19 protein-coding genes are annotated in these 19,634 nt (G+C 72.3%); 9 read left to right on the top strand and 10 right to left on the bottom strand.

Annotation, left to right across the window (positions count from 1 at the left end):
* The first annotated feature begins 69 nt into the window (after positions 1-69).
* Together VSH64_RS21605 and VSH64_RS21600 are read left to right on the top strand one after the other, a co-directional pair.
* Positions 70-516 (top strand): hypothetical protein, encoded by a 447-nt coding sequence (locus VSH64_RS21605; RefSeq protein WP_326837452.1) that lies wholly within the window; start codon positions 70-72, stop codon positions 514-516.
* Positions 513-1,334, top strand: coding sequence for a hypothetical protein (locus tag VSH64_RS21600; protein WP_326837451.1), 822 nt, complete (start codon positions 513-515; stop codon positions 1,332-1,334). Before VSH64_RS21605 ends, VSH64_RS21600 begins: the two co-directional genes overlap by 4 nt.
* A 22-nt stretch (positions 1,335-1,356) precedes the next feature.
* Here VSH64_RS21600 and VSH64_RS21595 read toward each other — a convergent pair whose 3' ends face one another.
* The 5 genes from VSH64_RS21595 to VSH64_RS21575 all read right to left on the bottom strand — a co-directional run bounded on the left by VSH64_RS21595 (position 1,357) and on the right by VSH64_RS21575 (position 6,721).
* Positions 1,357-3,144, bottom strand: coding sequence for a serine/threonine-protein kinase (locus tag VSH64_RS21595; protein WP_326837450.1), 1,788 nt, complete (start codon positions 3,142-3,144; stop codon positions 1,357-1,359).
* Positions 3,145-3,253: 109 nt separating this feature from the next.
* The gene (locus VSH64_RS21590) at positions 3,254-3,688 is read right to left on the bottom strand and encodes a hypothetical protein (RefSeq protein ID WP_326837449.1); all 435 of its coding nucleotides are present in this window, start codon (positions 3,686-3,688) and stop codon (positions 3,254-3,256) included.
* 64 nt (positions 3,689-3,752) lie between these two features.
* Complete coding sequence (locus VSH64_RS21585; protein WP_326837448.1) at positions 3,753-4,517, bottom strand: SDR family NAD(P)-dependent oxidoreductase; 765 nt, start codon at positions 4,515-4,517, stop codon at positions 3,753-3,755.
* Between the two features lie 3 nt (positions 4,518-4,520).
* A complete protein-coding gene (locus VSH64_RS21580) occupies positions 4,521-5,543 on the bottom strand; it encodes a phosphotransferase family protein (protein ID WP_326837447.1) in 1,023 nt (340 codons plus the stop codon).
* On the bottom strand, positions 5,540-6,721 hold the full coding sequence (locus VSH64_RS21575) for an acyl-CoA dehydrogenase family protein (protein ID WP_326837446.1): 1,182 nt from the start codon (positions 6,719-6,721) through the stop codon (positions 5,540-5,542). Before VSH64_RS21575 ends, VSH64_RS21580 begins: the two co-directional genes overlap by 4 nt.
* Positions 6,722-6,860: 139 nt before the next feature.
* Between VSH64_RS21575 and VSH64_RS21570 the strand changes: the two genes are divergently transcribed.
* Entirely contained in the window at positions 6,861-7,430 is a 570-nt protein-coding gene (locus VSH64_RS21570) for a TetR/AcrR family transcriptional regulator (protein WP_326837445.1), read from the top strand.
* Between the two features lie 23 nt (positions 7,431-7,453).
* On the opposite strand, the gene VSH64_RS21565 is transcribed toward VSH64_RS21570, so the two are convergent.
* Positions 7,454-7,921, bottom strand: coding sequence for a hypothetical protein (locus VSH64_RS21565; RefSeq protein ID WP_326837444.1), 468 nt, complete (start codon positions 7,919-7,921; stop codon positions 7,454-7,456).
* A gap of 242 nt (positions 7,922-8,163) precedes the next feature.
* Between VSH64_RS21565 and VSH64_RS21560 the strand changes: the two genes are divergently transcribed.
* A complete protein-coding gene (locus tag VSH64_RS21560) occupies positions 8,164-9,003 on the top strand; it encodes an alpha/beta fold hydrolase (protein ID WP_326837443.1) in 840 nt (279 codons plus the stop codon).
* Between the two features lie 23 nt (positions 9,004-9,026).
* On the opposite strand, the gene VSH64_RS21555 is transcribed toward VSH64_RS21560, so the two are convergent.
* Entirely contained in the window at positions 9,027-9,980 is a 954-nt protein-coding gene (locus tag VSH64_RS21555) for an AraC-like ligand-binding domain-containing protein (protein WP_326837442.1), read from the bottom strand.
* A gap of 309 nt (positions 9,981-10,289) precedes the next feature.
* Between VSH64_RS21555 and VSH64_RS21550 the strand changes: the two genes are divergently transcribed.
* Positions 10,290-11,312 (top strand): methyltransferase, encoded by a 1,023-nt coding sequence (locus tag VSH64_RS21550; protein WP_326837441.1) that lies wholly within the window; start codon positions 10,290-10,292, stop codon positions 11,310-11,312.
* Between the two features lie 144 nt (positions 11,313-11,456).
* The gene (locus VSH64_RS21545) at positions 11,457-12,659 is read left to right on the top strand and encodes a cytochrome P450 (protein WP_326837440.1); all 1,203 of its coding nucleotides are present in this window, start codon (positions 11,457-11,459) and stop codon (positions 12,657-12,659) included.
* Positions 12,660-12,663: 4 nt separating this feature from the next.
* On the opposite strand, the gene VSH64_RS21540 is transcribed toward VSH64_RS21545, so the two are convergent.
* Both VSH64_RS21540 and VSH64_RS21535 read right to left on the bottom strand, forming a co-directional pair.
* Entirely contained in the window at positions 12,664-13,557 is an 894-nt protein-coding gene (locus tag VSH64_RS21540; RefSeq protein ID WP_326837439.1) for an SMP-30/gluconolactonase/LRE family protein, read from the bottom strand.
* A gap of 26 nt (positions 13,558-13,583) precedes the next feature.
* Positions 13,584-14,573 (bottom strand): LLM class flavin-dependent oxidoreductase, encoded by a 990-nt coding sequence (locus VSH64_RS21535; RefSeq protein WP_326837438.1) that lies wholly within the window; start codon positions 14,571-14,573, stop codon positions 13,584-13,586.
* A 151-nt stretch (positions 14,574-14,724) separates the two neighbouring features.
* Here VSH64_RS21535 and VSH64_RS21530 point away from each other — a divergent pair, with 151 nt between their 5' ends.
* Together VSH64_RS21530 and VSH64_RS21525 are read left to right on the top strand one after the other, a co-directional pair.
* Positions 14,725-15,375 carry a TetR/AcrR family transcriptional regulator gene (locus tag VSH64_RS21530; protein ID WP_326837437.1) on the top strand — a complete coding sequence of 217 codons (651 nt, stop codon included), beginning with the start codon at positions 14,725-14,727 and terminating at the stop codon, positions 15,373-15,375.
* Positions 15,376-15,795: 420 nt separating this feature from the next.
* Positions 15,796-16,737: a glycosyltransferase 87 family protein gene (locus tag VSH64_RS21525; protein WP_326837436.1), complete on the top strand. Its 942-nt coding sequence runs from the start codon at positions 15,796-15,798 to the stop codon at positions 16,735-16,737.
* Positions 16,738-16,994: 257 nt separating this feature from the next.
* Here VSH64_RS21525 and VSH64_RS21520 read toward each other — a convergent pair whose 3' ends face one another.
* Entirely contained in the window at positions 16,995-18,896 is a 1,902-nt protein-coding gene (locus tag VSH64_RS21520; protein WP_326837435.1) for an FAD-dependent monooxygenase, read from the bottom strand.
* Positions 18,897-19,093: 197 nt separating this feature from the next.
* Between VSH64_RS21520 and VSH64_RS21515 the strand changes: the two genes are divergently transcribed.
* Positions 19,094-19,519: a pyridoxamine 5'-phosphate oxidase family protein gene (locus tag VSH64_RS21515; RefSeq protein ID WP_326837434.1), complete on the top strand. Its 426-nt coding sequence runs from the start codon at positions 19,094-19,096 to the stop codon at positions 19,517-19,519.
* Positions 19,520-19,634 lie beyond the last annotated feature (115 nt).

Raw genomic sequence — 19,634 nt, 5'->3', positions numbered from 1 at the left:
CCTGGAAAAGCGCCTCTGTACCACTTCGGGCGGCGCTTCTACGATGGCTGGCAGTCGAGGAGGAACGCCATGGCAGCGGTCGACGATCTCGTGGAGTTGGTCCAGCGCGCGGCGGCGGCCGAGAAGAACGCGATGGCCGCGAAGTGGCAGGGCGAAGACGACGTGCGGCGTCTGATCGGCAAAACCCGCACGGCCGCGGAGGAACAACGCGCGGAGCTGCGCAGCGACGTCGACCCCGGGCAGCTGTCGGCGGACTGGGCGCGATCGCGCCAGAACCAGCTCGACGTGAGCAACGCCGCCGGTCCGGCCGAAGACCCGGCGGAAACCGTGACGCACCAGGACGCGGCGCAGGCCGAACGCGACGGCGTGGCGGCCGTCGCGGTCGCGCGCCTGGCGTTGACCGAGGCGGCACAAGCCGTGCTGGCGGCGCGGCTGGCCCGCATCCGCGCGGGGAGGACGAGCCGGCCGCGGCGACCGTCGACGGCCACGTTCCCCTCACCGGCAGCAACGCCGTGAGCCGCCACGGCCCCGCGCTCGCCCACGGCCTGGCCGGCGAGATCCGGTACGTGCTCACGCGCAAGCCGCGCAAGTCCGTGAAGGCGATGGGGATCGCGTTCGGCCTGGGGCTGCTGTACCTGGGGTACCTGCGGCTGTTCCGCTGGGACGAGGACCAGAAGTGGCTGCCGTACCTGGGATTGTGGACGATCTCGTACGTGATGGGCGGCGCGGTCTGCGTGAACGCGATGAGCTTCGACGCCATGCGCGTGCGCGCGGCGCTCGACACCGGCGCGCGGCTGTGGCACCTGCTGGTGATCAAGAACCTGGCACTGGTGTGCCTCGTCGCGCCGATCGGGTTCGCGCTGAGCGCGCTGCTGGCTTGGCGCGCGGGGGAGTTCGGCGCGTTCGTGCGGGCGTGCGCGCTGGTGGTGTGTTTCATCCTGCTGTGGCTCGGCGTCGGCAACGTGCTCTCGATCGCGCTGCCTAACCGCGACGAACCGCTGCTGAAACGCCGGAAAACCGGGACGCTCAAACAGTTCGCGATCGCGTTCGTGGCGGCGTCGGTGGTCGGTTACCTGGTGAACTTCATGCTGGTCTGGCGGGCGCTCGCCGCGAAGACGCTCACGGATCGGCTGGGTTCGGTGGTGCTGCCGGGGATCGCGATCGTGCTGAGCTGCCTGGCGATGTGGGTGCTGCTCACCGTGTTCGCGGTCGCGCTCGCTCAGCAGCCCCGCGTGCGCCGGCGCCTGCAACGCGAGACCGCCGACTACCGCGCCAACGCCGAAGCCGAGGCCTATGCGGCGGAAGAGGCGGCGGCGAAACCGGTTTCGGCCTAGCCGGCCTGGGTGGTCACGACGGTCACGACGCCGGCAGCCGTTGGGCCACCACGGCGGCGATCGACTTCGCGGTGGCGCAGATGGCGTCGAGGTCACCCTGGTGCGCGTCGTCGGTGTACTCCACCAGCACCACCTCGTCGCGCTGCGCGGGCGTGCCCTTCACCGTGGGCAGGACTGGCGTGTAGGTGCGGTAGACCACGGTGACATCACAGACATCGCCGTCGTCGTCGTGCGGATCCACGTACGCGGTGCGGCCGCCGACGACCACGCGCGTCTGGCCGTCGGGCGGATCGGTGGCGAGCGGCCACTGACGGTCGTAGTAGAGGTCGACCGACTCCGCGTCCTCACCCCACGAGCACGCCCAGTTCGCGAAGTAGCGATCGGTCGGGTAGCCGGGGCCGGCCACGCGGCGCAGGGTGGCGTCGTCCACGAGCGAGCAGGCGTCGACCAGCGCGAGCGAAGCGGACGGGAACGGCTGGGCGCGGCGCGCGATCGGGCCACCGACCACGCGCGCGTACGCGTCGCCGACCACGGCGTCGGACATCGCGCACAGCTGGGGAGCGTCCTCGCCGTCGGCGCGCACGGAGCTCACGGTGACGAGCCGCAGGTCGGGCAGCACGAAGTAGCGGCGGCACTTGCCGGGATCGGCGTTGGGCCGCTGGATCTCGCCGAGGCGGCCGCGCACCGGCGGTACCTGCGGGTATTCCTCCGGCGCGGTGAGCTCCAGGCTGGTCACGATCGTGCCGCCGTCGCCGGGCAGGGTGGTGTCGAGGTCGCAGCGCGCGAACGTGCCGAGGTTCGGCTCGAGGAAGACCTTGCCGTACGGGGCCAAGGAGTTCACCGTGAGCAGCGAGCACGGGTCGGCGGTGCGCGGGTCGCCGACGAGGTCCGAAGTGGCCTTCGCGGCCGTCGGCTCGTTGCGCGTGAACACGAGTAGCCCGGCCACGAGCAGCACCACGGCACCGAGTACCCCGGCGGCGGCGAACTTCAGCTTGCGCGAGCGTGGCCGGCGCCGCGGCAACGGCTGGGTGTCCGGGTCACCACTGAGCAGGCCTTCGACCTCGGCGGCGGTGGGCCGGTTCGCGGGGTGGCGGTCGAGCATCAGGGTGAGCGCGAAGGCGAGCGGGCCGGCGTGCCGCGGTGTTTCGGGCTTGCCCTCGGCGGCGCGCCGCAGCTGCCCGAACGGCCCGTTTTCCCCGCTGCCCCAAGGCGAAACGCCCTCGACGGCGGCGAACAGCGTCGCGCCGAGGGAGAACACGTCGGCGGCCGGGCCGGCCGCGTAGCCGTTGGCCACCTCCGGCGCGAGGTACCCCGCCGTGCCGCCGACGCTGGCGCTGCCGGTGAGCGTGACTTCGGCCCAGCGCGAGATGCCGAGGTCGGCGAGCTTGGCCGTGCCGTCTTCGGCGAGCAACACGTTGCCGGGCGTGATGTCACGGTGCACCATGTCCCGCGCGTGCATCGCGACCAGCGCGGACGCGATCTGCGCCCCGAGCGCCGCCGCCCGCTCGGGCGCGAGCACGCCGTCGGCCCGCACGACCTCTTCGAGGCTGCGCGCCGGCAGGTACTCCATCACCAGCCACTGGTCGTCGCCGTCCGCGACGGAGTCGAACACCGCCACCACGTGCGGGTGGTGCAGCGACGCGCCCAGCCGCGCCTCCCGCCGGATCTGGCCGGTGTCGCCGTCGAGCGAGCGCTTCAACGCGACCGTGCGCCTCAACTCGAGATCCGTCGCCCGCCACACGACGCCCATCCCGCCGGCGCCGAGGCGCTCCTCCAACCGGTAACGCCCGGCGATCACCTGCGGTGCCACGGGGGAGAGTGTAAGGGGTGTGCCGGTGATCGGTGCCGGGATCAGCGGATTCGCCGTCGCACCGGCTCCCGCGGCAGCTCAGGGCCGCGGCAGACCGGTATTCGGGACCTCAACACTTCGGTTCGAGGGCGATCAGGAGCGAGCGCGCGGACTCCGCGCGGGGTGTGGTCAGCGGGCTGATCGCGGAGCGCGTGGGCAGCCCCGCCGCCAGCCGGTCCTTCGCCTCGCGCGCGGCCGCGACGATCAGGCGCATGTCCACGGCGAATTCCTCCGCCATCCCGAAGTCCGTACCTCGGGTCAGCACCTCAACCGACGAGGCGATCGCCGACCGGGTGTCCGGCGTGTCGCCCTTCGTCGCGAGGTCCCGGAGATCCTGGTCGAAGTCCGGGCCGAGGGCCTCGTTGAACGCCTCCAGGTCGAGGCACGTGTCCGGGTGCCAGGAGGTCGACGGTGCCGGCGAGGTCGTCGGGGCGGGCTGACCGGCCGTGCACGCGACCCCGCCGACCAGCACGGCCCCGGCGACGACGACCCGCATTCCTCGCATCCCGCGACGGTAGGGCCGCCCGCGGGGAGGGGTCCCGGGCCGAGGCCTCAGTGCCCCGGAGTTCTCAGTGCCCGGACATCCCTCCGTCGACCGCCAGGGTCGTGCCGGTGATGTAGGACGACGCGTCGCTGGCCAGGAAGACCACGGCGGCGTCCAGTTCGTGCTGCCGGCCCAGCCGGCCCAGCGGACTGTGCTGCTTCACGAAGGGCAGCAGCACGTCGTCGGGGATCTCCTCGGTCATTTCGCTGGCGAAGTAGCCCGGGGCGATCGCGTTGACGCGGATGCCGCGCCGGCCGGACCACTGCTGCGCGAGGTCGCGGGTGAGGCCGAGCACGCCGGCCTTGCTCGCCGCGTACGCCGCCTGCGGCGCGTAGGACTTGATGAGCGCGAGCACGCTGCTGATGTTCACGATGCTCGACCCCGCCTCCATCACCCGGCCGCACGCCTGCGCGGCCCAGTAGACGCCGTTGAGGTTCACGTCCACGACCCGGCGGAACTGCTCGGGTGTCTCGCGCAGCGCCGGCACGGCGGTGCCGACGCCGGCGTTGTTCACGAGCACGTCGATGCGCCCGAACTCCGCGAGCGCGGCCGCCGCGAGGGCGTCGCAGCTCGCCGGGTCGGCGACGTCGGCGGCCACCACCGCGGCACGCCGGCCGAGGTCGCGGACGCCGTCGGCGACCGAGCCCAGCCGGTCCGTGCGGCGGGCGGCCAGCACCACGTCGGCGCCGGCTTCGGCCAGCGCGTGGGCGAAGCCGGCGCCCAGCCCCGAGCTCGCGCCGGTGACCACGGCGACCTTGCCGTCGAGGCGGAACAGATCGAGTACGGCCATGGGTCAGTCCTTTCCGATCCGGGCGGCGGCCCGCAGCCCGGCGGCCGCGAGCGGGGCGACGGCCGCGCCCACGGCCTCGAAGCCGGACCCGAGCGTGAGCCCCTGCCGGTAGCGCGCGTGGATGCCCTCGGCGATCACGGCGATCTTGAAGTAGCCGAGCGCGAGGTGGAAATCGAGCGGGCCGAGGTCGCGGCCGCTGAGCTCGGCGTAGCGCTGCGCGAGCTCGCGCACCGGCGGCAGGCGGTCGCTCGTGGACGCGGCCGCGCCGGCGAGCACGGGCGCGAACGCCGGATCCGAGTACACCAGGTGCAGACCGAGATCGGCGAGCGGATCGCCGAGCGTCGCCATTTCCCAGTCCACCACCGCGCGCGCAGTGCCCGGGTCGTCCGGATCGAGGATCACGTTGTCGATGCGGTAGTCGCCGTGCACGATCGACGCGCCGCTCTCGGCCGGGCACGTGTCGGCCAGCCGGGTGTGCAGCGCGTCGATGTCGGGCAGCTCGCGCGTCTTGACCCGCAGCCACTGGTCGTGCCAGCGGCGCACCTGCCGCCCGAGGTACCCCTCGGGCCGGCCGAACCCGTCGAGCCCCACCGCATGCGGGTCCACGGCGTGCAGCCGGGCCAGCACGTCGACGAGGCCGTGGGCGCAGCGCCGCACTTCGTCGTCGGAGAGCTTGCCGAGCTGCTCGGTGGTCCGGAACACCACGCCGTCGATGTGCTCGACCACCGAGAACGGCACGCCGAGCACGTCTTCGCCGCCGAGCGCGACGGCGCGCGCCACGGGCACGTCGCTGTCGCGCAGCGCCGCCACCACGCGGTATTCGCGGCCCATGTCGTGGGCCGAGGGCGTGAGCCCGCCCAGCGGCGGCCGGCGCAGCACCCACCGGCTGCGCCCGTCGGTGAGCACGTAGGTGAGGTTGGACCGCCCGCCCTGCAACAGCTCGGCGCTCAGCCGGCCGCCGAAGCCCGGCACCCGCGCGGCGAAAAACGCTTCGAGCGCCGCGAGGTCGAGGCCGTCGGCCGTCATCGCGCGGCCTGCGAGCGGCGCAGCACGCGGCGCGCGATGGCCCAGCGGTGCGTTTCCGACGGGCCGTCGTAGATGCGGAACGGCCGCACCTCCCGCAGGAACCGGCCGAGCAGCACGTCGCCGGAAATGCCGAGCGAACCGCAGATCTGCACCGACCGGTCGACCACGCGCCAGATCGCCTCGGCGCAGAACGTCTTCGCCACCGCCGTGGCCTGCGACGCGTGCTCACCGCGGTCGAGCTCCCAGCACGCCTGCAGGATCAGGCCGCGCGACGCGGCGATGTCGATCTCGTTGTCGGCGATCATCTGCTGCACCATGCCGAGGTCGCCGAGCCGGGCGCCGAACACCTCGCGCTCGGCCGCGCGGGCCACGGCGATGTCCTGCGCGCGCCGCGCGATGCCGAGCCAGCGCATGCAGTGGGTCATGCGGGCGGGGCCGAGGCGCACCTGCGCGTAGCGGAAGCCTTCGTCCACCTCGCCCAGCACGGCGTCCTCGGGCACCACGCAGCCGTCGAAGTCCAGCTCGAGGTGCCCGCCGAACAAGGACTCGTCGAGCGTGTCGATGTGGCGGACCACCTTCATGCCGGGGGTGTCCTCGTCGACGAGGAACATCGTCGCGCCGCCGGTCTGGCCGGGCTCGCCGGAGGTGCGGGCCATGCAGATCGTGAACCCGGCGCCTTCGGCCCCGGTGATGAACCACTTGCGGCCGGTGATGCGCCAGCCGTCCTCCACGCGTTCCGCGCGCGTGGCCAGCGCGCCTGGATCCGACCCGGCGCCGGGCGCGGGCTCGGTCATCGCGAAGGCCGACCGGATCTCGCCGGTGGCGAGCGGGCGCAGGTAGCGCTCCTTCTGCTCGGCGGTCGCGATCGCCTCGAGCATGTGCATGTTGCCCTCGTCGGGCGCGGCGATGTTCAGCGCGAGCGGGCCGAGCAGCGAGTACCCGGCCTCCTCGAACACGGCCGCGCGACCGCGCATGTCGAGACCGTGGCCGCCGTACTCGGCCGACACGTGCGGCGCGAACACCCCTGCTTCCTTCGCGGCGGCCTGCAGCTGCCGGCGCACGGCGTCGGAATGCGTGACGCCGCGGTGCTCCTCCTCGACGGGGATCACCACGTCCCGGACGAACTGCGCGGTGCGCCGGGCGAGGTCGGCGACCACCGGCCCGGGCGAGAGGTCCACGGCCACAGCGTGCTCCCATCGGCTAATGACTGTTAGCCGGTGACTATAGGCAGAGTTTCCTGCGGTGTCACAGGTCGGTGGCGCCAGTCACCTTGTCGGCGGAACTTCGGCTATCCTGCGTTAGCCGAAGGGAGGTCGTGTGGACCGGTCCGAGCACATCCGTGCCGCCGCGCTGGAGCTGTTCACCCGCAAGGGATTCGAGAGCACCACCATGGGCGACATCGGCGCCGCCGTGGGCATTCGCGGCCCCAGCCTGTACAAACACGTCGCGGCCAAGCAGGACCTGCTCGTGGCGATCATGGTCGCGACGATGTCCGACCTGCTGAGTGCGCACCGCGCCGCCGTCGCCGGCGTCGCCGACCCGGTGGAACGCCTCCGCCGCGCCACCGAGGCCCACGTGCGCTACCACGCCCGCCATCGCCTCGAAGCGTTCGTGGGCACCCGCGAGATCCGCAGCCTCGCCGAACCGCACCGCACCCGCGTGCTGGCCCTGCGCGCCGAGTACGAGGCCTGCTTCCGCACGGTGGTGCAGTCGGGCGTCGACGCCGGCGTCTTCCACGTCGACTCCGTGCGCCTGGCCTCCTACGCCGTGCTCGACCTGGGCATGGGGGTGGCGGTCTGGTACCGCGCCGACGGTGAGCAGACCGAGGACGCGTTGGTGTGGCAGTACAGCCGGTTCGCGCTGCGGCTGGTGGGGGTCACGGCCTAGCGGCGGACCTGGCGGACCGGTGCTCAGGCCCGGACGAGGCTGTCGCGCTGGTAGGCGGCCAGGCGGATGCGCAGGTCGCGCAGGTCGGCCAGGGCGAGGGTGAAGCTGTACACCGGGCGGTAGCCGACGACGCCGGACGGCTCGCCGCAGGGCCCGGCCAGGTAGACGAAGCCGTCCTCGTCGTCGGTGTGCGGCTCGGCCCAGGTGCGTACGGGCCTGCGGCCGGTGTGGTTCCGGTCGAGGTCAGGGGCAGGCGCGCCGCCGCGGTAGGCCCGCCAGAACAGGGGCGTTTTCATGACCTCGCCGAGCGCCGCGGTGAAGCCCGCGACCTCGTGCGGCGGCAGGCCGAGGCCGCGCCCGTCCCAAGCCCGGGGCAGAGCGCGGGCGGCCGTGTGGTCCTCGATCAGCGGCGTGCACGCGAACACCGCGATGGTGTCGACCAGCCGCACCGTCCACCGTCGCATGTCCGCGGTCACCGGAATCTGGAACATCCCTCGCCCACCCTCCTCCCCCAGGAGAATCGTCCATCTTAGACCGGCGGTGTTCGCCCGGGAAAGCGTTCGATCGGGGGACGGAAAGCGGATGTTCAGGGCCGATTTTCAGCGCTCGGGCGCACCCTGGAACGGGGGTAGGCGGGTTGAAGGGCACCCGCCGTTCTGTGACGATCCCGGCACCGGCGCGCTCCACTGAGGACGGTCCGCGCCGCGCCCGTCGAGCACCGAGGAGGCCGGCTTTGCTCGGCACCGACCAGACCGTGTCCCTGCCCGGCGGCCGCGTCGCCTACGCCGAAGCCGGCTCCGGCCCGCCCGTCGTGTTCGTCCACGGCCTGCTGGTCAACGCGAACCTGTGGCGCCACGTCGTCCCGCCCGTCGCCGCCGCCGGCTTCCGCTGCCTCGCCCCGGACTGGCCCCTCGGTGCCCACCACCTGCCGATGGCGCCCGACGCCGACCTCACCCCGCCGGGCGTCGCGCGTCTCCTCGGCCAGTTCCTCGACGCCCTCGACCTCACCGACGTCACCCTCGTCGCCAACGACACCGGCGGCGCCCTCACCCAGCTCCTGATGGCCGAGAACCCCGCGCGGGTCGGCCGGGTCGTGCTCACACCGTGCGACGCGTTCGAGGAGTTCTTCCCCGCTCCCTTCAGCACCCTGCCCCGGCTCATGCGCCTCCCGGGTGCCGCCTGGCTCACCAGCCGTCTGCTTCAGGTGCCTCTCGTCCGCCGCCACCCGGCCACCTTCGGCGCCCTCACCCGGCGCCCGATCCCCGCCCGCGTGCTCGACTCCTACCTGCGCCCGGCCCACACCGACCCCGCCATCCGCCGCGACCTGCGCCGCTTCCTGCTCACCGTGGACCCCCGCCACACCCTGGCCGCCGCCGAGGCGCTCCCGGCGTTCACCAAGCCGGTCCTCCTCCTGCGCGCCGCCGACGACCGCGTGTTCCCACCCGGTCTCTTCGACCGTCTCGCCGCGCTCCTGCCCGACGCCCGCCTCGTCACGGTCGCCGACTCGGGTGCCTTCCTCCCGGAAGACCGACCCGCGGAGCTGGCCCGGCTCATCGTGGACTTCGCGTCCTGAGCGAGCGCCGAGTCGCCGGGAGGTCAGTCGGTGCGCGCGCTGTCGCGGCGGTATTCGCGGGGGGATCGGCCGTAGGTGCCGCGGAAGAGGCGCGAGAAGTGGGCCGCGTCGGGGAAGCCCCAGCGGCGGCCGATGGCGGCGATCGGCACGTGGCGGTGCTGGGGTGCGGTGAGGTCGTGGCGGCAGCGCTCCAGCCGGCGCGCGCGGATGCGCGCCGCCACGGACGTGCCCTGGCTTTCGAAGAGCTTCTGGAGGTAGCGGGTGGACACGAAGTGGGCGTCCGCCACCAGCTTCGTGGACAGGTTCGGATCGGGCAGGTGTTCGTCGATGAACTTCGTGGCGTTCGCCAGCAACGCCCGCCGCGCCGCGGACGACTCCTGGTCCACCGCGCGCTGCGTGAGCTCGGCGAAGGCCGCGGTGGTCAGGTCCACCACGGCGTCACCGAGGTGGTTCGCGGTGAACGTGGTCGCCGGGCCGACCTCGCGCCCCAGCCCCGCGAGCAGCGGTGCGACCAGTGAGAACATGCCGCTGCTGCCGGCGAAGCGCACCGCCGTCGCCTCGGCGAGGTCGGCTTGGGGCAGCTGCACGAGGTCGCGCGAGAAAATGGCCACCGTCATGCGGAAATCGTGGTCGAGGGAAATGCGGTAGGGCCGCGAGGTGTCGTAGATCGCGAGGTCGCCGGGTTTGAGGAACGCCTGCCGGCCGTCTTGTTCGAGCACACACGTGCCGCCGACCTGAAGCCCGAACTTGTACACGGCCACGTCGTCGTCTCGGATCTGCCGGCGGGTGCGCTCCACGAACCCCTCCGACGCGGTCACGGTGGTGAGCACCACCGGGCCGAGCGTGACCGCCTCGACGGTGCCGGTGAAGGCCGCCGCGTCCTGCGTGCACCCGGCTTTCAGCGGCACGAGCCGGCAGACCTGGTCGTGCCAGTCTTCGAACTCGAGCGCCGAGGGCGGGGCCGACGGAGCCGACATGCGACCTCCTCGCGGGAAACGTGCTGATCACGGCAGTTTACGAGCCGTGTCGCCGGGGCGCTCGGACCGCGCGACGACTCTGCGCGAGCCGCCGGCCGGGGATGGCCGACCGGACACGGCGTTCGCGACCGAACAATTTCTGTTCGCGATCGGACAAGTCCGCTCGGCGCATCGGTGTTTGCATTCTGCCCCGCAGCAGGCGGGGCGATCCGGGGAGGACGCTCTTCGCCCGCCTGCTGCCCCCGGCAAGGCGACGCCGGCCATCCCCCAGGAAAACAGCCCGAACGACCACACGAGAAGGGGGCACCCATGCCCGCGAACACGCCGTCACCCACGGCCGAGGACTTCACGACCATGCTCGGCATGGTCACCGGCGGCTTCGTCAGCCAGATCACCGCGGCGTTCGCCGAGTTGAACATCGCGCACCACCTGTCCGGAAAACCACAACCGGCCGCCTACGTCGCCGAACAGGAACACGCCGACGCCGCCGCCACCTACCGGCTGCTGCGCGCCGGCGTCACGCTCGGCCTGGTCACGCACACCGCCGGCGAGTTCGCCGCGACGCCGCTGCTGGGCACCCTGCTGCCCGGCGCGCCCCACTCGCTCGGCCACCTCGCCCGCGCGTGGGCCGCGCCCGGGCACTGGCAGCCGTGGGGCGCGTTCACCCAGGTCGTGCGCAGCGGGTCGGCGCAGGTGGAGTCCGCGCTGGGCTGCAGCATCTTCGAGTACTTCACCAAGAACGTGGACGAAGGCATGCTTTTTTCGAAGGCCGTGACCGACCTGTCCACGCCGGTGATCGCCGAGGCCGTGCCGGTGCTCGACGTGCGCGCCACCCGCACCGTGGCCGACCTCGGCGGCGCGAACGGCGCCTTCGTGCTCTCGCTGATGGCCGCGCACCCGCACCTGCGTGGTTCGGTGGTGGAATTGCCCCACGCCGTGCCCGACGCGCGGGCCGAAGCCGAGCGGCGCGGCCTGGCCGAGCGGTTTTCCGCGGTGGAGGGCGACTTCTTCGAGGAGGTGCCGTCGGCCGACCTCTACCTGCTCAAGTTCATCCTCCACGACTGGAGCGACGAGGAGAACGTGCGGCTCCTGCGCAACTGCCGTGATTCCCTCACCCCGGGCGGCCGCCTCGCGATCGTGGAGATCGTGCTGGGCGAGGCCGCGGACCCGGGCATCGGCGCGTTGATGGACCTCACCATGATGACCATGCTGCCCGGCCGCGAACGGTCCCTGGCCGAGTTCGACGCGCTCCTGGCCGACGCGGGTCTGCGCCGCAGCAAGCTCACCCACCTGCAGGCGCCGTACGCGGTGATCGAAGCGCAAGCGGTGTGACTTTTCCACCGGCCGGAGAGGACCTTCACCTCCGGCCGGTGTGCGCCGGCGCGCAAAGGCGGTGCGCGATCGAACAACTCCTGCTCGCCGAATCCCGAAAAATGTGCGGGAGTGATCAATCCGCGTTCCGAAGGAAGTCTTCCGATGACCGCAGTTCCGCAGATGTGTCCCTTCGACCTCACCGGACGGTCCGTCCACGAGGACGCCGACCGCCTCCGGGAGCGGGGGCCCGCCGTCCGCGTGGACCTGTCCGGCGGTGTCACCGCGTGGTCGGTCACCCGCTATGACGTGGTGAAGAGCCTGGCCGCCGACCCCCGCGCCTCCCGGGACGCCCGGCAGCACTGGCCGCACCTGGCGGCCGTGCCGGCGGACTGGCCGCTCGCGCCGTTCCTGATCGCCCCGACCGTGCTCAACGCCTACGGCCCCGACCACACGCGCCTGCGCACGATCATGGAAGCCGCCTTCACCCCGCAGCGCACGCAGGCCCTGGAAACCCGCCTGCGCGAGCGCCTCCGCCACCTCCTCGACGAGCTCACGGAAGCCGGCGACCTCGTCGACCTCCGCGACCGGTACGCCTCGGTCGTCGCGTGCGAAACACTGAGTGATCTCTTCGGTGTCGCTCCCTCGGCCTGGCCCGAGATGACGAAGGTCATCGGCCGGCTCCTGGCCCCTTCCGACGACCCGGAGGAAGCCTCGGCCGGCCTCGGCGAGGTCATGGAGTTCCTCGGCGCACTGATCGCGGCCAAACGCGACACCCCCGGCGACGACCTCGCCACCACCCTCGCCGAGGCGGCCGAGCTGACCGAAGAGGAGCGCGTGCTCGCGCTCGCCGTGACCATCGCCGGCGGCGTCCCGTCCACGACCGGGCTGATCACCAACGCGATCTTCGCCCTCGCCACGCACCCGGACCAGCTCGCCGGCGTCCTCAAGGGACGGACGCGGTGGGACGACGTGCTCGACGAGACCCTGCGCGCCGATTCCCCGGTGCAGCACATGCCGCTGCGCTACGCCGTCGAAGACATCGACCTCGGCGAGGGCGTGTTCATCCGCCGCGGTGAGGCCATCCTGCTGGGCTTCGGCGCGGTCGGCCGCGATCCGCGTGTGCACAGCGAAGCCCCCGGGACCTTCGACGCCCGGCGCCCGGCCAAGGACCACCTCGCCTTCGGCCACGGCGTACACCGCTGCATCGCCGGCGCGCTCGGCCTCGCCGAAGCGACGGTGGCCGTGTCCGCGCTGTTCGAGCGCTTCCCCGACCTCGCGCTCGCCGAGCCGGCCGATCGGCTGGACCCGTTGCCCACCATCGTGTTCTCCGGCAAGGCCCGGCTCCCGGTGCGGCTGAACCCCTGAAACCTCAGGGCAAGCCGGCGTGCGGAACGTCGACTCGGGCTGTGGCCAGGCGGCCTTCGCGAGCGTTCTTCCGCGCGTTCTCGTCGAAGTCCGGCGCGGTGCACAGGTAGAGCGTGCGGCCGTCCGCGCCCCCGAGCATGCACGCGAACACGCCGGTGCCCGTGGGGATCTCGTCGACGATCTCGCCGCCTTCCCGCACGCGGATCACCCGCGCGCCCACGGCGTCGGCGATCCAGAGCGCGCCCTCGGCGTCGAGGCAGCAGCCGTCGGCGCCCACCACGATCTGCGCGATCGAGGCCGCCAGGTCCGCACCCGAGGGCACTTCGCCGAACTGCGCCCACACCCGCCGGTTGGTCAGCGACCCGTCGTCGGCGACGTCGAACGCCGTGACGCGGTTGCCGAACGTCTCGCACACCAGGAGCACGCCGTCGTCGGTGACCACGCTTCCGTTGGGGAACCACAGATCCCGCGCGACCGTGGTCACGGTGCCGTCGGGATCCGCGCGCAGCAGCGAAGCCGATTTCAGCGGCGCGCCGCCCATGAGGTCGAAGCCGAACTCGCCGAGGAACGCCCGGCCGCGCGCGTCCACGACCATGTCGTTGGGGTGGCCCTGCACGTGAGCGGAGAGATCGGCGTGCCGCACGAGCGAGCCGTCGGGCTCGCGCCGCAGCAGTACGCGGTCGCGCATCGACACGATCAGCAGCCGGCCGTCGGGCAGCCACCCGAGCCCGGCCGGCTGCTGCGGGACCTCGGCTTCCACGCGCAGATCGGTGCCGTCCTCGGCGGCCGAGTACACGCGGTGGGTGTAGAAGTCGACGAACCACACCCGGTTCTCGTGCCAGCGCGGGCACTCCAGGTAGGACAGTCCTTCTGCGACAACAGTCGTTTCGCGGCTCATGGCTCCCCTGGGGATAGGACGGACGATCAACCGGCGGCGGCGTCGAGGAACCGCGTCAGCTCACGCTCGATCTCGGGACCGCACGGCTGGAACACGATCTCCGTGACCCCGCGCGAGCCGTAATCGTCGATCTTGCGGCGGACTTCGTCGCGCGTGCCGCTCAGCGTCACCGCGCGCAGCGTGCTGTGGCCGCCGGCCTGCCACGCCGCGGTGTCGGCGTCGTTGAGGCTCACGCAGTGTCCGGAGTGGATGGTGAGGTGCCGGTCTTCCTCCGGCGTCTTTTCCACCACCTGAAGCCATTCCGCTCCGCCGGGCAGCGCGCGCACCGCGTCGGGGCCGCCGAACTCGTAGGCGCCGTGGAACGACAGCGCCCAGCCGGGGCCGGCGGCCGCGCGGGCGTGCTCGGAGTCGGTGGGCTCGTCGTCGTCGAGCACCGTGCCCCACTCGAGGAACGGCACCCAGTCGTACTGCGTCATGAACTCGGGCGTCTGCAGCGTGGCGAACAGGCCGTCGCCGAGTTCGCTCGCGACCTTGTGGCCCTTGGGGCCGAGCGCGCCGACCAGGATCGGCACGTCGACCGGGCGCGCCGGGGCGTGGCCGTCGGGGTGCAGCATCCGCATCCGCGCGCCTTCCCACTCCACGGTTTCCCCGCGCAGCAGCCCGCGGTAGGCGCGCAGGTAGGCCTCCATGAACGACCACCGCACGGCGCCGTAACCCATCGCGCGGCGGCCGGAGAACCCGGTGCCGAACGCGACGGCGACGCGCCCGGGGGCGAGCGCGGCGAGGGTGGCCGTGGCCGCCGCATTGACCATCGGGTGGCGCAGGCTCGGCACGAGCACCCCCGGCCCGAGGCCGATGCGCTCGGTGCGGTCGGCGGCCAGGGCGAGGGTCATCCACACGTCGGGGCTCTGCTGAGGGGTGTCGTACACCCAGGCCCGGTGGTAGCCGAGTCGCTCGGCCAGGGCGATGTGGTCCGGAGAGCCCAGGGCGGTGGGGAACGCGCAGGACACGTCCACGGTGTCCTCCTCCCGATCGGCGACGGATCGCGGCAGAAGCTCTACCTGCGACAATGACTAAGCGCATAGTCATAATCGCTGGTGGTGTGCGACGATACACACCCCCGTGGGGCGGAGCAAGGGCTCCGCGGGTCGCGACAGGAGGAACCCCATGGGCGCACAGCGATCCGCGCTCCCCGATCTGGTGGACGATTCGCCGGCGCTCTGGGACGAGGGCTTCGGCAAGGCCGCGCGCGGCCTGCTCACCGGTGGCGTGCGCTGCTTCGCCGCCCAGGGCTTCCACGCCACCACGACCAGGGACATCACCGCCGCGGCCGGGCTGTCGCCCGCGGCGTTGTACGTGCACTTCAGCTCCAAAGAGGAAGTGCTCTTCGAGATCACCCGCACCGGGCACAAGAGTTCACTCGACGTGCTGACGCTTGTCCCGCCCGACACCGACCCCGCCACGCACCTGCGTGGCCTCGTCGCCGCCTTCGTCTCGTGGCACGCCCGCCACCACGTGGCCGCCCGCGTGAGCCAGTACGAGCTCGGCGCGCTCACGTCCGAGCACTACGAGGTGATCGTCGGCCTGCGCCGCCGGTCCACGTCGGTGTTCCACGACGCGCTCACCCACGGCATCACCGCCGGCGCGTTCCCGGACGCGGACGCCCACCGCGTGGTGCGCGCGATCCTGTCGCTCGGCGTCGACCTCGTGCGCTGGTACCGGCTCGATGGCGCGGACTCGCCCGAGGAGCTGGGGGAGTACTACGCGGATCTGGCGCTCGGGATGGTGGCGGCGGCCGCGTCGCGCCGGGCCCGCTGAACCGGCGGACGCACACCCCCGGCGAGCGGCTCGAGCCCCGCACCGGCGAGCTTCGGAGGTTTCGGTGGGTGATCGCTCACCCCCCGACTCGGTGAAACGATCACGCACCGTGGATGATCACGGGGTGATCACGTTCCGAAGCCCTGGGGGGCACGCGACACCGGCCGGAGTGCTGAAACACCTGTTGGACGAGGCGACGGCGCGCCGTGGCGTGCTGGTGGCGCTGGTGGCCGCCGCGGTCGTGTTCACAGCCGGGGTGCTGGCCACGGTGTGCACGCTGTGGCCGGTCGACCTGGAGATCTACCGGCTCGGCGCGCAGGCCCTGGCGCAGGGCCACGATCTCTACGGGCCGCTGCCCCGACCCGCGCGGGGCTGTCGCTGCCGTTCATCTACCCGCCCTTCGCGGCGATCCTGTTCCTGGTGCCGGCCGCGCTGCCGACGCCGGTGGCGGCCGTGCTCATGCTCGCGATTTCGCTGGCCGCGCTCGGCGGCACGGTGTACGTGGTGGTGCGGCCGCGGGCCGCGCGCGCCACCGCGGTGCTGGCGGCGATCGTGGTCGGAGCGGCGTCGCTGGCGTTCGAGCCGGTGCGCGAGACGCTGTGGTTCGGCCAGGTGAACCTGGTGCTCATGGCGCTGGTCGTGGTCGACTGCCTGGGACCGAAAACCCGGCTGCCGCGCGGGGTTCTGGTGGGCCTGGCCGCGGCCGTGAAGATCACCCCGGCCGGCTTCCTGCTGTTTTTCCTGCTGAAGAAGGACTTTCGAGCGATCGGCGCCGCACTCGCCGCGTTCGTGGCGGCCGGCGCCCTCGGATTCGCGGTGGCACCGCAGGCTTCGGCGAAGTACTGGTTCGGCGGCGGACTCACCGGCGCGTCGGGCATGAGCGGCTCGATCTTCGCCACCAACCAGACGATCCAGGGCGCCGTGCACCGCTTCGGCCTCTCGCCGGCGCCGACGCTCGTACTGGTCGCGGTGGCCACGCTCGCCGCGCTGCTGTTCGCCGTGGCCGCCATGCGCCGCGCCGGCGACCCGATGGCCTTCCTGCTCAACGCGGCCGCGGTCCTCGTGTGCTCACCGATCTCGTGGTCGCACCACTGGGTCTGGATCGTGCCGGCGACGATCCTGCTGGCCGCCCGGGCCACGAACGCGCGCGCGGTGATCGGGTTGCTCGTCGTGGTCGCGATCTTCATCGTCGCGCCCCACTCGCTGCTGCCCGCCAACGATCTGCGCGAGCTGACCTGGGGGCCGGTGGATCACGTGATCGGCAACAGCTACCTGTTGCTGGCCCTCGGTTTTCTCGGCTGGCACTGCTTCGCGCGCCAGCGCCGTGTCCCGGGTGCGGCGACGGCTGCACCACTGCCCTGAGGGCGCATAGGTGTCGATGAACAGTCGCGCTCGGACGTAACCGGTGTTGGGCGCCACGATGATCGTCTCGGGCGTTGGGGACGGAACTCCTGCCGGTCGGCGCGCGCTTGGTCGGGCGCCGCAGCAGCTCGGGGCGCAACCGTTGCCGCGTACCGATTCCGGCACTCGGAGGGTGCCGGACGCTCTCACGGTGCTGGGGGCGTTCCGGTTACTACGCGGTCAGGTCGTCGTTGTGGGCCTTGAGGGTTTGGTGCTGCTCAGCCGTGGAGGAGCCGCTGCACGTAGCTCGCGACGGCCGCCGGGGTGGCTTCGCGGGTGATGAGGCCGAGGTAACCGTCGGGCCGGATGAGGGCGAGGCCGTGGTCGCCGGTGCCGTAGTGGGTGGCGAAGGAGTCTTCGGGGTCGTGGAGGCCGGTGGCCGCCGTTCGGCTGACGGGGACGACCGTGCCGAGGCCGGCCAGCGCCGCGCGGAACCGGTCGAGGACCGCTTCGTCCTGGACGGCGGTGAGCAGCAGGTGGCCGGGTCGGCGGAGGAGTTCGTCGAGGCAGGTCGGCGTGCCGTCGGCGGTGCGCAGGCCCGGCAGGTCAGGCGCGTGGTCGCCGGGGCGCGGGTGCCGCCGCGACCCCGCGTGGCCGGTGACGATCGGGCTGTGGCGATAGTGGATGTCGACCTCGGAGATGCCGGAGATCAGCTCGTCACGCATGGGCGGCAGGTGGCCGGCCAGGAACAGCGCGAGGGTGCGCAGGCCGCGGTCGGTGGCGGTGTCCGTCATCCGCGTGGTCTGCTTGACCACCGAGGCGCCGACCGGATGCCGTTCGGCGTGGTAGGAATCGAGCAGCACGGGGTCGGCGCGGCCGGTGCTCACGAGGGCGAGTTTCCACGCGAGGTTCACCGCGTCGTGGATGCCGGTGTTCATGCCCTGGCCGCCCGCCGGGCTGTGGATGTGCGCGGCGTCGCCCGCCAGCAGCACGCGGCCGTGGCGGTAGCGGGGCACCTGGCCGTGGTGGATCTCGAAGTAGGTGAGCCAATGCGCGTCGGTCACGCGCCAGGCCCCACCCGCGCGCTCGTCCACGAGCGCCTGCGTCTCGGCGATCGTCGGCACCGCACCGGGCGGCGGAGGTTCGACTTGGAACAACAGCCGCGTCCGGCCGCCCGGCATCGGGAAAGCCCCGCCGATGCCGGCGGGATGCGCGAACATCCGCACGGCGTCCGGTGCGAATTCCGTCGTCGCGGCCACGTCGGCGAACAGAAAATGCTGCCCCTCGAACACCCCTTCGATCCGCGTGCCGACGGCCGTGCGCGTCGTACTGTGCCCCCCGTCCGCGCCGACCACCCACGCGTACCGCGACCGCTCACGGCCGGCCGCGGAAGTGAAGGTGGCGGTGACGCCACCGGAGTCCTGCTTGAGGCTCTCGAGAGCCACGCCGCGTTCCACCTGGACGCCCAGTTCGGCCACGCGCTCGGCGAGCAGGGCCTCGGTGCGGGGCTGGGGCAGGTCGAGGATGCGCGGGTAGCGGGTGGCGAGCCGCCCGGTGTCGAGACGCACGGTGGGTTGCCGAACGACGGGCTGCGGCTGGGTGGGTTGGTGTTGCGGGGGTTGGTGCGCGGTCGGCTGCCCGACCGTGGGTGGCACGGCAGGCCGGTGCGGTGCGGTTTGCGGCGCCGCGGCTCGTCCTGCGGCGGGCGGCACCGCGGTCTGTTGTGGCGTGGTTCGGGGCGGCGCCTGTCCTGCGGTTGGTTGCGGCGCCGCGGGCTGCCCGCCAGTGGGCGGCGCCGTCTGTTGCGGCGTCGAGGGCGATGTCGCGGCCGGTTCGGTCGTGCGCTGCGGAACGGCCGGCTGCCCGCCCGATTGGCCGGTGGCCTGCCGGGTTTCACCGGTCGCTTGTCGGCGGTCGGGTTGTCGGGGGTTGTGTCCGGCGTAGATCTCCAGGGCGGTCACCGCGGCGGCCTCGCGGACCATCCCGTCGAGCACGCCCATCGCCGCGAGGTGTTCCTGCGTGCGCGGGTGCACCACCACGGCGCGGGACTGCGTGGTCGGCTCCGTGAGCTCCTCGACCACCCGCACGCGCGCCCCCTGGCGCACCAGCTCGGCGGCGAGGGTGAGCCCCACCGGGCCGGCGCCCACGACCAGGACGGTGTCCTGCCCGGAGCCCGTCACGGGGCAGGCGTCAGGTCGCGGTCATCGAGTCGGGTCATCGTCATTTTCCCCATTCCTCTCGGCGTCGTTAAAGAGGTACCCCGGTTGAGTCGCAAGCGCTTTCATGAGCGTTACATGGCGTGAATAGTCTGTCTACAATGGAATCCGCGATCCGCGCGCGCGTTTTTTGTCGGACCCCCGGCGTAGCGTCCTGAGTCATGGCGTTGACCGTTGAAATACGCGAACAGTTCCTGGCCGAACCCCACGTCGGCGCGCTGTCGGTGGCCGAGCGGCCCGACCGCGCACCGCTCGTCGTGCCCATCTGGTACCAGTACACCCCGGGCGGCGAACTCTGGATCCGCACACCCCCGGACACCCGCAAGGCCCGAGCGATCGCCGAGGGCGGCCGGTTCACCCTGATGGTGCAGCGAACCGCACCCACCGTCCGCTACGTCTCCGTGGAAGGCCCGGTCACCACCACCGCCCCCGACACGGAGGAGCACGCCCGCGAAATGGTGGCGCGTTACCTGCCACCGGAGAAAGTCACGCCCTTCCTCACCTTCGAGCGAACCCACATCGGCCCGCACATCGTCATCACCATGCGCCCCGAACACTGGTTCTCCTCGGATCTGGGTCCGTCCTGATTCCCCATTCGGTTCCCCCTCCCCACCGGCCCCACTAGGGTTGACCCCGCGACAACGACGGGGGCCCTCATGACACCTTCGGACGACAACGACCCAGCCGATCCCGACCGTGCCC

The sequence above is a fragment of the Amycolatopsis rhabdoformis genome, from assembly GCF_035918295.1.
Classification (GTDB): domain Bacteria; phylum Actinomycetota; class Actinomycetes; order Mycobacteriales; family Pseudonocardiaceae; genus Amycolatopsis; species Amycolatopsis rhabdoformis.
The sequence above is the reverse complement of the archived record's forward strand: the minus strand, read 5'-3'. Positions and strand labels throughout refer to the sequence as shown.